At 58.7% G+C, this 13,047-nt stretch carries 10 protein-coding genes; all 10 read left to right on the plus strand.

The features are described 5' to 3' along the window. Nucleotides 1-44: 44 nt before the first annotated feature. Nucleotides 45-2,183: a signal recognition particle-docking protein FtsY gene (gene ftsY, locus ABRP84_RS03370; RefSeq protein WP_349852721.1), complete on the plus strand. Its 2,139-nt coding sequence runs from the start codon at nt 45-47 to the stop codon at nt 2,181-2,183. 249 nt (nt 2,184-2,432) lie between these two features. Next, a complete protein-coding gene (locus ABRP84_RS03375) occupies nt 2,433-5,414 on the plus strand; it encodes a DUF4040 family protein (protein ID WP_349852722.1) in 2,982 nt (993 codons plus the stop codon). Continuing rightward, nucleotides 5,414-5,890, plus strand: a complete 477-nt coding sequence (locus ABRP84_RS03380) for a sodium:proton antiporter (RefSeq protein WP_005278605.1) — start codon at nt 5,414-5,416, stop codon at nt 5,888-5,890. The genes ABRP84_RS03375 and ABRP84_RS03380 overlap by 1 nt, the downstream gene beginning before the upstream one ends. Continuing rightward, complete coding sequence (locus ABRP84_RS03385) at nt 5,890-7,431, plus strand: monovalent cation/H+ antiporter subunit D family protein (RefSeq protein ID WP_005278607.1); 1,542 nt, start codon at nt 5,890-5,892, stop codon at nt 7,429-7,431. Before ABRP84_RS03380 ends, ABRP84_RS03385 begins: the two co-directional genes overlap by 1 nt. Next, nucleotides 7,432-7,965: a monovalent cation/H+ antiporter subunit E gene (locus tag ABRP84_RS03390; RefSeq protein ID WP_005278609.1), complete on the plus strand. Its 534-nt coding sequence runs from the start codon at nt 7,432-7,434 to the stop codon at nt 7,963-7,965. After that, complete coding sequence (locus ABRP84_RS03395; protein WP_005278611.1) at nt 7,962-8,252, plus strand: cation:proton antiporter; 291 nt, start codon at nt 7,962-7,964, stop codon at nt 8,250-8,252. Before ABRP84_RS03390 ends, ABRP84_RS03395 begins: the two co-directional genes overlap by 4 nt. 3 nt (nt 8,253-8,255) lie before the next feature. Then, nucleotides 8,256-8,624 (plus strand): Na+/H+ antiporter subunit G, encoded by a 369-nt coding sequence (locus ABRP84_RS03400; protein WP_126319319.1) that lies wholly within the window; start codon nt 8,256-8,258, stop codon nt 8,622-8,624. A 227-nt stretch (nt 8,625-8,851) separates the two neighbouring features. Then, nucleotides 8,852-9,190 carry a P-II family nitrogen regulator gene (locus ABRP84_RS03405; protein WP_005278617.1) on the plus strand — a complete coding sequence of 113 codons (339 nt, stop codon included), beginning with the start codon at nt 8,852-8,854 and terminating at the stop codon, nt 9,188-9,190. A gap of 6 nt (nt 9,191-9,196) precedes the next feature. Continuing rightward, nucleotides 9,197-11,329 carry a [protein-PII] uridylyltransferase gene (locus ABRP84_RS03410; RefSeq protein WP_284639298.1) on the plus strand — a complete coding sequence of 711 codons (2,133 nt, stop codon included), beginning with the start codon at nt 9,197-9,199 and terminating at the stop codon, nt 11,327-11,329. Nucleotides 11,330-11,380: 51 nt separating this feature from the next. Continuing rightward, nucleotides 11,381-13,021 (plus strand): signal recognition particle protein, encoded by a 1,641-nt coding sequence (ffh, locus tag ABRP84_RS03415; protein ID WP_349852723.1) that lies wholly within the window; start codon nt 11,381-11,383, stop codon nt 13,019-13,021. Nucleotides 13,022-13,047 lie beyond the last annotated feature (26 nt).

A 13,047-nucleotide genomic window follows, 5' to 3' on the forward strand; every position in this document is an offset into this window, starting at 1 on the left:
CGCCCTTATGTGCCGCAAGCCCGAAAGACTGGCACTATAGAGGCATGAATTCTTTATGGTTATGGATCGGCATAGCAATCGTTGTCATTGTGCTGATTGTCGTCTTTATTGCAATTGGCAAAAAGCGCGGTGAATCCAAGAAGGTTTCTTTTGAGAAACCCAAGGAAGAAGAGCCCAAGCAGCTAACGCAGGAGCAAAAGTCCGGCAATTACCAAGCCAAGTCTGGCTTTAACTTTGCCCCAGCGGGCTCGAAGGAACCCGAGAAGGTAGCCCAAGAAAAGCCGCAGCAGTCCCAACCGCAGCAGGCTAAGCAGGAACAGCAGCCGGAGTCCTCGGAGAAATCGGAGAAATCGGAGCCGAACGCTACCGATATCGCCAATGCGCAGCTCAACGGCGAAGAGCCACCGGCGGCCAAGCGACCTGAACCGGCTAAGGATAAGGACGCTGCCTCCACAAAGGAGGCCAAGCAGGAAGAACCGCAGCGCCAAGAACCTGCAGCTGACGAGCAGCCGAAGAAGTCCGCAGAGCCCGCGGAATCCAAGAAACCTGCAGAAGACGGCGACGTACCCAAGCAGGATAAGGACACAGGAAAAGCCGACGTCGCTGGCGATGAGGCTAAGTCCGAGTCCAAATCCGAGTCTGCTTCCACTTCGGAAGCGGAGTCCAAGCCTGCCGCGGATAAGCCTGGGGCGGATAAGACTGAAGGTAAGGGCACTGCCGGTACGGCCGCTGCCGCTGTGGCCGCAGCTGGGGGAGTTGGCTCCGCCGCTTCTGCAGCCTCTGGTGACCGCCAGGAATCCGCCGCAGATGATGCGGATAAGGAACCTGCAGATCAGGCAACTGACCAATCTGATAAGCCGGATTCCGCGCAGGCTTCCACACCTGCTTCCGGTGAGGCGGAAGCAGAGGGTAAAGAAACAAAGGGCAGCGAGCAATCCGCCCCAGTTGCAGCCGAGAAACCCGCAGCAGAAGGCACAGACGATCGGCACCGCAGCGAGCCGGACCATGAAGAAAAAGACCCAGAAGACGTTGTATCCGTCGAGGCCGCCGAGGTAGAAGACGAATCGCCGGTCTTCGATGCGGTGGTAGATGATAAAGACGCTGACCACATCGAAGAACGCGTTGATAACCACGAGGAAGCCGAAGAAGCTGCGGCTGCCGCCGATGCACAAACGGATGCTGCAGAAGCAGCCAAAGAACAAACCCCTGTGCCTGATGGCGAACCTGCTGCGGCGGGCCAGCCCACCGAAGACATCGCTCCGGCAGGCGGCCGTCTCGGCCGGCTGCGCGGTCGCCTCTCTCGTTCCCAGAACGCCATCGGCCAGGGGCTGATGGGAATTCTTTCCGCAGGTGATCTGGACGAAGACGCTTGGGAGGAAATCGAAGATACCCTCATCATGGCGGATCTGGGCACCAAGTCCACGATGAAGGTCACCGATTCTTTGCGTGACAAGATCGCTGAGCGTGGCGTGTCGAGCGAGGAAGAGGCCCGTGCCATGCTGCGTGAATGCCTTATCGAGGCCTGCCACCCAGAAATGGATCGCTCCATTCGCGCGATGCCCAATGACGGAAAGCCCGCCATTGTCATGGTCGTAGGCGTCAACGGCACCGGTAAGACCACCACCACCGGTAAGCTCGCCCGCGTCCTCGTATCGATGGATCACAGCGTCCTGTTGGGTGCGGCAGATACGTTCCGTGCTGCGGCTGCAGACCAGCTAGAAACGTGGGGACGCCGCGTGGGCGCCGAAACCGTGCGTGGCAAGGAAGGCGCAGACCCAGCCTCCGTGGCCTTTGATGCCGTGGCCACCGGTGTGGAACAGCAGGTCGATGTCGTCTTGGTCGATACGGCCGGCCGCCTGCACACCTCGACGGACCTGATGGATCAGCTGGGCAAGGTCAAGCGCGTCGTAGAAAAGAAGACCGAGGTTGATGAGGTCCTCTTGGTTCTCGATGCCACGGTGGGCCAAAACGGCCTGGCACAGGCTCGCATTTTCCGCGAGGTCGTGGATATTTCCGGCGTGGTGCTCACCAAGCTGGATGGCACGGCGAAGGGCGGCATCGTCTTCCAAGTGCAAGAGGAATTGGGCGTTCCAGTCAAGCTTGTGGGCTTGGGTGAGGGCGCCGATGACCTTGCGCCATTCGAAGTTGAAGGATTCGTCGATGCCTTGTTAGGTGAGAAATAGGGTCTTCTCCCTCAACCGTTTTAGATAACTCCCCAGTACCTGGCTGCTCATAAAATGAAGTAGTCGCGGGTGCTGGGGAGTTTTTCGCGCCTATGTGCCTTGCAGGTATGTCCTGCGAGCATGGGGAGCCGTGGATTGCTGTGATCTGCATTGAGCTGGTGAGCAATGGTAATCTGGTAGGGCTGTATTTAGTGATTCGGTGCGAAATTCGCACCATTCCAAGACCAAGGTTCGTGAGGCAAGTATTTCGTGACGCTACTTTTTGCTGTCCTCCTCGCAGCATTGGCAGTGATCTTGGCACCGGTGACCGTAAAGGTCATGGACCGACAGGCGGGCTATCCATTAGCCGTCCTCTTTCTCATCGCAGCGGTGCTCATTGCTAAGGATTTTTCTGCCATTGCAGCGGGGGAGGAACTCAGTTTCCAAGCCACCTGGGTACGCGATTTTATTGCACCGGGGGTTGATGTAAGTTTCGCTCTGCGCGGAGATGCATTGAGCATCTTCTTCGCCATGTTGGCTCTTGTCATTGGCGCTGTCGTGCTGACGTACTCGGCAGCGTATCTCCCGAAAAATGAGGGAAATACGAGCTTTTATACATTGATGACGGCGTTTACGCTGTCCATCTTGTTGCTGGTTCTGGCCAATGACGTTGTTGTCCTATTCCTCGCCTGGGAGCTTGTCTCCTTGGCTTCTTTCATGCTCATTGCGCGTTCTGGCTCCGGGGGAGAGGCGGGTTCACAGCGCACCTTAATCCTGACGTTCATCGGTGGCCTTACGCTATTGACGGCATTGGGCATCGCCGCAGTGACCACCGGTTCGACCACCATTTCTGAGATCCTCGCATCCTCGGTATGGGACGACCGTCCAGGCGTGACCGCAAGCGTTGCCGTGCTTATCGCGGCGTCCGCCTTTACCAAGTCCGCTCAATTCCCATTCCACTTCTGGCTGCCAGAAGCTATGGCTGCTGCGACGCCAGTCTCGGCGTTCCTGCACGCCGCGGCCGTGGTCAAGGCGGGCATCTACTTGCTTATTCGCTTCTCCACGATCTTCTACGATGTCGCCGTGTGGAACTGGGTGCTCATCGTCGTCGGTATGGGCACGGCTGTTATGTCCGCGGTATTCGCGGTGCAAAAGACGGACTTGAAGAAGCTGACCGCTTATTCCACCGTGTCTCACCTGGGTTGGATTGTGGCCACCATCGGTGTCGGTACCCCGTTCGCTATTGGGGCAGCACTGGTGCACACCCTGGCACACGCGCTCTTTAAGTCCTCGCTCTTCATGCTCATCGGCGTCATTGACCATGAAGCGGGTTCGCGCGATATCCGTCGCCTTGGCCCGCTGTGGAATAAGATGCCGTGGACGTTTAGCTCTGTCGTCATCGGCTCCGCCTCCATGGCTGCGGTTCCTCCGCTGCTGGGCTTCGTGTCCAAGGAAGGCATGCTTACCGCCTTCGAGGATGCCCCCATTGGCGGCGCAGGCCAAGCAATCTTGCTTGCCGTGGCGGGTATCGGTGCGTTCTTTACCTTCACCTACTCGGCAAAGATCGTCTTCGGTGCATTCTTCGATGGGCCGCGCTCTATGGACGATGTCCACGAAGCCCCAGTTGCCCTGTGGCTTCCTGCTGCGCTACCGGGCTTTATGTCCCTGCCGCTCGTCTTCGTCCTGGGTATTTTCGATGAGCCTTTGGAGCATGCCGTTGGCGCCGTGGGCATGGAAACGCATTCTCACCTTGCGGTATGGCATGGAATCAACGTGCCATTCATCATCTCGATTCTCGTGCTGGTGGCCGGTATCGCTGGTCTCTTTGCCCGCAAGAAGATGTGGCCGGCTTTCGAGGGCCGGAACTTCATGCCGCGCAGCGGCAACGAGCTCCTGCAAAGCCTGCAGGATGGCTGCGCCAAGCTCGGCCAGGTATTGGGCAAGATGTCCGATTCCCACAACCCGTCCCGGCACATCCTGCCGATTGTCATCGTGATTATCGTCCTCGCCGGTACTACCTTGTTTGGTGAGGGCGTCGACGGCGTACCGCTGCAACCGCGCGTCGATGGTCTCGATAACCCGTGGGACCTGCTGCCGTTGGGCATCATTGCCTTGTCCGTATTCGGGCTGGTTCGTACCAAGAACCGCCTCACCGGCGCCGTCATGATCGGCATCGCAGGTACCGGCGTTACCTTGCAGATGTTCCTCTTGGGTGCACCGGACGTGGCACTTACCCAGTTCATGGTGGAGGCCCTGTCCGTGGTCGTCATGATGATGGTGCTGCGTTACCTGCCGGAGACCTTCCAGCCGGTTACTGATAAATCCCGCAGGGTAGGCTCCATCGTTATCGCCGTATTGGCCGGTATCGCTGCCTTCCTCGGCGTGTGGGGCCTGATGGGCCGCCACGAACGCTCGGACTTGGCGCTGTGGTACCTCGACGAGGCACCGGATATCACGGGTGGCGATAACGTCGTGGCCACTATCATCGTGGAATTCCGTGCACTCGATACTTTGGGCGAGCTGTCCGTGTTGGGCATGGCCGCCGTCGTTATCGCAGCCATTACCACGACGCTGCCGCGCTTCCCGTTCAGCTCGGGTACGCGCCCGGCGCCTTTCGGTCAGTCGCAGCTGAACTCCGTGCCGCTGCGCAAGGGAATCAATATCGTCATTCCATTGCTCATTATCATGTCCGTCATTGTCTTCTTCCGCGGGCACAATGCCTCCGGCGGCGGATTCCCCGCGGCGCTCATCATGGGTGCGGCCATTGGCCTGACCTACCTGTCCCGCGGCTCCGATGAAATTGTCTTCGGCCGGATGACCCCAGTTCACCTCACCGGCATTGGCATCATTACGGCGCTATTGGCAGGCTTTATTGGTTACTGGCACGACGGCTTTGGCAATGGTGGTTTCCTCACCGCCCTGCACGGCGAAGCCTTTGGCCAGCACTGGACGACGTCCCTCATCTTCGACCTCGGTATTTACCTGGCCGTGTTGGGCATGCTCACGATGGCCATCAACGCCTTGGGCGGCTACCTCAGGCCGGGTACTGAGCGGGACTTCCTGCCGTGGATTCATGACGATGACTCGGCCCTGCCGGCCACGCCGCGCATTGCCGTTGAGGATGCGGACGATCCGTATCCTGACCCAATCAACCCGTCGACGGATCCGCTCGCTTTGCTCAGCCCCAAAGAGGCAAAGACAAAGACAAAGCAACGTCGCCGTTCTAACGCCAACCGAGGAGGGGAGAAGTAATGATTCTCGCGTTAACTATCGCCATCCTCATCGGTGGCGCCGTCTACCTCATTCAGCAACGTGGCCTGGTCCGCATTGTGTTGGGCATGATGGCATTCGGCCACGGTGCCAACCTGACCTTGTTGGCCACTGGCGTGTACTCCTACCGAGGCGAAGCATTTCCCTCAGAGGTGCCCCACGATCAGATGGCCGACCCGCTACCGCAGGCATTCGTGCTGACGGCCGTTGTTATCTCCATGGCAACCTCGACCATCCTGTTGACCATGGCTGCGATGGGCAAAAACGATGACACCGATGTTGTAGAACCCGTCGATGACAACACCATTGACCACGCATTTTCTACCTTGGGCCGCGATGCCCAGAACCGTGCGATCTTGGAAGAATCCGCGAATGAGCTCGATCGCATTGGCCGGGTAGACCACGACACCCCCGTGGCTGAGCGCGGGGTAAATAGGAAGAAGGAGGATGAAAAATAATGGCTGATGTTGTAGCCCAACTTCTTCCGCTTTTCCCGGGCATTCCGCTCATTGCCGCGGCTCTTGCCTTGCTGGCGCCGTGGCGCGCCGTCCGCGATGCGATCATGCTCATCATCCCCGGAGTCGGTGTCTTCGCCGGCCTGGGACTGTTGATCTACACCATGAACAATGGGGTAGTGGCGCATACCGTGGGCCTCTACGTAGGCAATGTGGGTATTCCGCTCGTTGCGGATGCCTTCTCCGCGCTGATGATCATCACCACGATGATCGTGGCCTTTGGTGCTAACTGGTTCGCCATCGTGGGCGGGGAGACGAAATCCCGTTATTACCCTTCGCTCACGCTGATTCTTATCACCGGTGTATGCGGTGCGCTGCTGACCGCTGACCTCTTTAACTTCTTCGTGTTCATTGAGGTCATGCTGTTGCCGTCCTACGGCCTTATCACCATGTCGGGCACGTGGTCGCGCTTGGCGGCAGGACGCGCGTTCGTCCTCGTTAACCTTTTTGCCTCCACGCTGCTGGTGGTTGGTGTCGGTTATATCTATTCCGTCACCGGCTCGGTTAACCTGGCTGCCCTGCAGGGGGCCGCTGCCGGCAACGGCCCGGTCACCGTCGCCGCGGGCATTATCCTTATTGCGATTACCGCCAAGGCCGGTGTCTTCCCGGTGCAGTCTTGGCTACCGCGTACCTATCCAGGCACGTCGGCCGCGGTGATGGGCCTTTTCTCCGGCCTGCACACGAAGGTCGCCGTCTACATGCTCTACCGGCTGTACGTGCAGCTTTTCGATCTTGAGCAGCGGTGGAACGTCCTTATCATCGTCCTCATGCTGATCTCGATGATGATCGGTGCCTTTGGTGGTCTGACCGAAAAGACGATTCGCCGCGTGCTGGGTTACCAGATGCTCAACGGTATGCCGTTCATCTTGGTGATGCTGGCCTTTACTTCGGAGGATCCGAGCCGCGCTCTGGCCGCCGGTATCATGTACACGATTCACCACATGGTGACCGTTGGCTCGTTGATCCTGGCGTCCGGTGCCATCGAAGAGACCTACGGTACGGGTGACTTGACCAAGCTATCCGGCCTCGCGCGCCGCGATACCATCATCGCCTGGATTTTTGCCGCCGGTGCCTTCTCCGTGGTGGGCTTCCCACCATTCTCCGGCATGTGGGGCAAGCTCATGATCGTCTTCGAGGTCGCCCGCAACGGCGGCGCTTGGGCCTGGATTGCTATTGCCGCCATCATCATCGCTTCCTTCGCCGCATTCTTGGCGATGTTGCGCGTCTGGCGCGAAGCCTTCTGGGGACACGATTTGCCCTCGGACAAGGTTCCAGATGAGCTCATCATCCGCAAGAAGCTGATGGCGCCTTCCGCAGCGCTCATCTTGGTCTCGCTGGGCATGTTCATTTTCTCCGGCGTGGTTATTGATGCGGTGGAAACCGCAGCCGAGCAACTGCTGGACACGACGGCTTATACTGACACCATCTTGGGCGATGATTCAGCCGCACTACCTAATATCGATGACATTCAGGAGGGCCGATAAATGCATGCCGTAGCTTATGCACTCTGGCTCATCAAGGAGATTTTCGTTGCTGGGTTCACCCTGGCGATGTCAGCATTTAAGCCCGATAACGAATACCACCCGGTGATCATCCGGTATCCACTGCGCGTTACCAGCGCCTGGGAGATTTTCTGGTTCACCTCTTCCATTACCGCAACCCCTGGCACGCTGTCGTTGGGACTGCGCGAACCACCGCGCAAGGGCTTGCCCCGCATCGTGCTAGTACAAGCGGTACAGGGTTCCGATCCTGCGGCGATTGTGGCTGACTTGGCCGATATGGAAGAGCACTTGGCACCGCGCGTGAAGAGCATCGACTATGGCGTTCCTGGGCAAGGGGATACGACGGAGCTCGATGAGGCTTTCTACGAATTCCCCTTGGATACCCTGGGTCGCTATATGCGCTCGCCGGACCTCGCGCGGGCGGAGGACACTCCGCTTTCGGAGAGCCAGGCGGACGTCGAAAAGCCCAAGCACCTCGCCCGGAAAATTCAACGCAGGAAGGAGACCGACCGATGATTGATTTTGCAACATTGTCCCCATTCGGTTGGGTTGTACTAGTGTGCGTGTTCATCATGGGCGGGGCCGCCTGGTGCGGGGTGCTATTAGCGCTGCGCACCCGCGATGAACTCACCCGCGCGGTGATGTCAGACATCGTCTTTTACGGCATGATCTGCATGTACCTCGGCTGGTCAATGATCAACAATGCCCCCTTGGCCTATGACATTGCCTTGATTGGCGCCATCGCGGCCGGTATTTTGCCGACCTTGTCTATGGCCCGCATTATTTCGAAAGGTCGGCGATAAGTCATGGCTGTTTACGAGATTATTGCTTCGGTCTTGCTCATTGTGGCCACCATCCTCGTGGTGGCAACCGTGGTCTCCTTGTGGCGCGCGCCGGATGCCTTGACCCGTGCCAACCTGATGGGCCCGACCGTGGGTTTGGCGGTACCGCTTATTATCGTCGCCAAGCTCGTGGTGGATTTTGGCCAAGATGGCTTTTCTTTGGGCCTTCTTATCAAGGGCCTCATTGCCTGCTTTGGCGTGTGGATTATCGGCTCGGTGGGCTCGTTCTACCTGGGCCGTTCCATCTATGGCGTTGCGGTTACTGACGTCAAGCACGCGAAACACAATAATGAGAAAATCCAGACCGTCTATGCAGATGAAGACGAAATCTAGGGTTGTTCTTTCCTCATGAGTAGCGCGGGTGCGTACCTTCTCCAAGGAGGTGTGCGGCCCGCGTTTCTTTTGCGCTGCCGCGGTGCTTAGCGCAGCGGGTCCTAGCTTGATTTACCGATTGCCACCGTAATTCGGGCACATTCGGAAGTTGGGCGGGGCTAGACTAGAACGCAGCATATCCGCGCCTTGCTTGGCCGCTGAACTTTACTTTTCTTCAGGAGGATTAAATGAAACTAATTACCGCCATTGTTAAACCGTTTACTCTGCCGGATATCCGGGAGGCATTAAAACAGCAGGATGTCCACGGCCTTACCGTGACCGAAAGCCAGGGCTTTGGGCAGCAGAGCGGGCACAGCGAGGTCTACCGCGGTGCGGAGTACGCCACGGACTTTGTGCCCAAGGTGAAGCTGGAGGTTTTGACCGCTGATGACCAGGTGGAAGACCTCATTGACGCCATCGTGGATGCCGCTTATACCGGCAAGATTGGCGATGGCAAGATTTGGATTACCCCGGTAGAAGACGTCATCCGCATCCGCACCGGGGAGCGCGGCGAGACCGCTCTGTAATTACAGATGGTGGCAGCATCCGCTCTTCGCAGCGAGGCTTATGCAGCGGCGGTGCGCATACTCCAGGGTTTGGACCTGCCGCCGCACACGGCGCTAGCAGCAACCGGCTCTGTGGCCCGGCAGGAGATGACTCCCTATTCCGATATTGATGTCATCCTGATTTTCCCGGAGGACCACGAGCCAGACCCCAGCCAGGTAGAAAAATTGTGGTACCCGGTGTGGGATGCCAAGTATCGGTTGGACTTTGCCCTGCGTACCCCGCAGGAGTGCGCGGAGATTGCCCTGCAGGATGCCTCGGCTGGCTTCGCTCAATTGGATCTGACGTATATCGCAGGCGATAAGCCGCTTGTCGATGACGCCCGTCAGCGCCTCCTGCATGCGTGGCGGCGGCAGCTGCAGCGGGGCTTTGATAGCTTCGTCGATATCGCCATCGCCCGGTGGAACCGCTCCGGCGCCGTTGCCACCATGACCAACCCAGATTTAAAAAACGGGCGTGGGGGATTGCGCGATATTCAGCTCCTGCGCGCTTTAGCCCTGGGCAACCTATGTGATCTGCCCGCGCTGGAGGAAGAGCGGCGGCTGCTACTCGATGCCCGGACCCTGCTGCACGTGAAGGCTCGCCGCCACCGCGATATTTTGGATCCGGACTTTGCCGCAGATGTTGCTGATGAATTGGGCTTTAGTAGCCGCTATGAGCTCACCGCGGCGCTGGTTACTGCTGCCTCTGCGGTCGATGAGGCAGTAGAGCGTAGCTTGGCCACAGCCCGCGGCGTTTTGGGTAGCCGCAGCGCTGGTCCGGCGCAGGGGCGAGACCGCGTGCGACGTCCCCTCGACGTGGACGTCGTGGCCGATGGCGCCGTTATCTCCCTGGCCCGCACACCCAATTGTGAAGATCCATGGTTATTGACCCGCGTTGCGGCGGCCGCGGCGCGCACGGGCTATTCCGTATCGCTAGCGACGTGGCGAGCGCTGCAGGAATTACCGCCCCCACCGCAGCGGTGGCCGCGGGCGGCCGTGGATGACTTTTTCGCCATCTTGTCCTCGCCGGCCCATACCCCACGGGTGATTGCGGAGTTGGATCGCTATGGGCTGTGGGAGCGTTTAGTCCCCGAATGGGGCCATGTGCGCGGATTATTGCCCAGGGAACGCAGCCACATGCATTCCGTGGATTATCACTTGGTTGCCACCGTGACGCGCTGCGCCGAGGTGCGCACATCGGTGGCCCGCCCAGATCTCCTCCTCTTGGCTGCGTTGTATCACGATTTGGGAAAGGGCCATGACCGCCCGCACGAGCAAGTAGGAGCAGAGATGGTGGCGCGGCAGGCCGCGCGCATGCGGTTTAACCTTGCAGATATCTCCCGCGTGCAAACCGTGGTGGCAGAGCATACGAGCCTGGCGCGATTGGCGGCGACGATGGATCCGCGCTCGGATGCCGCGCGCGATGCCCTATTAAACGTCTGCCATTATGACCAATTGACCATTTCGCTGCTTGCGACCTTGTCCAAGGCGGATGCCTTATCGACGGGCCCTGGGGTCTGGTCCGCCCGCACCGCGCAGGCGCAGGGCCTTATCGTGGCCCGCGCTTTGGAAGCGAATAAGCCTCGCATAGTCACCCACCCTTTAGTTCGCGTTCCCCAGGACGATTACGGGGTAGGCCTGGCGGTCGATTGGCAAGAGGAAGTGGTCACAGTGACGTGGTCTGGTGCCAATAAGGCAGAGTTTAAGCGCATTTTTGCGCTGATTTCCGCCTTGGGGTGGACCATCGTGCGGGCCAATTTCGTGCGCGGTGATGCTGGTGACTATCAGGCGGAATTTGTCATCCGTACCGTGCAAAAGACGCTCACAGAGGCCGCGGAACCGGATAGGTTTATCCAGTCCTATAATTCGCGTACGTACACAGAGCTTCCCGATATCGCAGGTGAGCCCACGACGGCAGCCTTTAACGTAGGCGGAATCTTAGAGATTCGCACCGTGGAGAGAATAGGTGCATTGGGTTATTTGGTGGAGTCATTGCCGGAGTTTATGTGGCTGCGCCATGAGATTTTGGGCGCCACGATGATTGTGCACGTTTTCTTTGGCGCTTCGGTTTCTCGCGCCCAGGTGGTGGGGAATGTGACCAGGGCCCTGGCTAGGGACTAAGATTGGATAATTGAACTTTAGATCGATCTAATTTAAGGGAGCGCATCCGTAGTGTTTGACTCACTATCAGACCGCCTACAGTCAGCCCTGGCGGGCCTGCGCGGCAAGGGCAAATTAACTGAGGCGGATATCAACGCCACGACTCGTGAGATTCGTTTGGCATTGCTGGAAGCTGACGTTTCTCTGACGGTGGTGCGCGGGTTTATCAAGCGCATCAAGGAACGCGCCCGCGGCGCGGAAGTATCTGAGGCGCTCAACCCCGCCCAACAGGTGGTCAAGATCGTCAATGAGGAGCTCATTGAGATCCTCGGCGGCGAAACCCGCCGGTTGAACCTGGCCAAGAATCCTCCGACCGTCATCATGCTGGCCGGTCTGCAGGGTGCTGGTAAAACCACCCTGGCCGGTAAATTGGCCAAGCACCTCACGAAGCAGGGGCACACCCCCATGCTCGTGGCCTGTGACTTGCAGCGCCCAGGAGCCGTGCAGCAGCTGCAGATCGTCGGCGAGCGCGCGGAGGTACCAACCTTCGCCCCGGACCCAGGTACCTCCCTGGATTCCAATGACCACGAGATGGGTACCTCGCACGGGGACCCGGTGGACGTCGCCAAGCGCGGTATTGCTGAGGCAAAGCAGAAGCAGCACGATGTGGTCATCATCGATACCGCCGGCCGCTTGGGTATTGATGAAACCTTGATGACGCAGGCGCGCAATATCCGCGATGCCGTAAACCCGGATGAAGTCCTCTTCGTCATCGATTCCATGATTGGTCAAGACGCCGTGCAAACGGCGGAGGCCTTCCGCGATGGCGTGGACTTTACCGGCGTGGTTCTCACGAAGCTGGATGGTGACGCTCGCGGTGGTGCAGCGCTATCCATTCGTGAGGTGACCGGCAAGCCGATTTTGTATGCCTCTACTGGTGAGAAACTCGATGATTTCGATGTCTTCCACCCAGAGCGTATGTCTAGCCGCATCCTGGGCATGGGTGACCTGCTCTCCCTGATTGAGCAGGCGGAAGCCACCCTGGATCACCAGAAGGCCGAAGAAGCAGCCTCCAAGCTGGGCTCTGGCGAGCTCACGCTGAATGACTTCCTAGACCAGATGCTGATGATCCGCAAGATGGGTCCGATTGGCAACCTGCTGAAGATGATGCCTGGCGGCAAGCAGATGAATGAAATGGCCGCCATGGTGGATGAAAAGCAGCTGGATCGCATCCAGGCCATCATCCGCGGTATGACCCCAGAAGAGCGCGATAACCCGAAGATTTTGAACGCGTCACGCCGCAAGCGCATTGCCAATGGTTCCGGTGTGAGCGTTTCCGAGGTCAACCAGCTCATTGAGCGCTTCAACCAAGCCAAGAAGATGATGTCCAAGATGGCCGGGCAATTTGGCATGGGTGGTGGCGGGCGTTCCGCCACCAAGAAAAAGCCAAAAGGCCGCAAGGGCAAAAACGGCAAGCGCAAGAAGGGCAAGGGCGGCGGTGGCAACCGCGGACCCAAGATGCCGGGCGGAATGCCAGGAATGGGCGGCGGTATGCCGTCGATGGAAGAGCTACAGCAGCTGCAGCAGCAAATGGGCGGCGCCGGCGGTGCCGGTGGCCTTGGCGGTGGAAAGATCCCCGGCATGCCCAAGATGCCCAAAGGCATGGAGAATATCGACCTCGATAACCTCAACTTTGGCAAGGGTAAAAAGTAGCCGCGCAGAGACATAAATAGGCAGAG

The organism is Corynebacterium sp. KPL2861 (assembly GCF_040225475.1).
Classification (GTDB): Bacteria; Actinomycetota; Actinomycetes; order Mycobacteriales; family Mycobacteriaceae; genus Corynebacterium.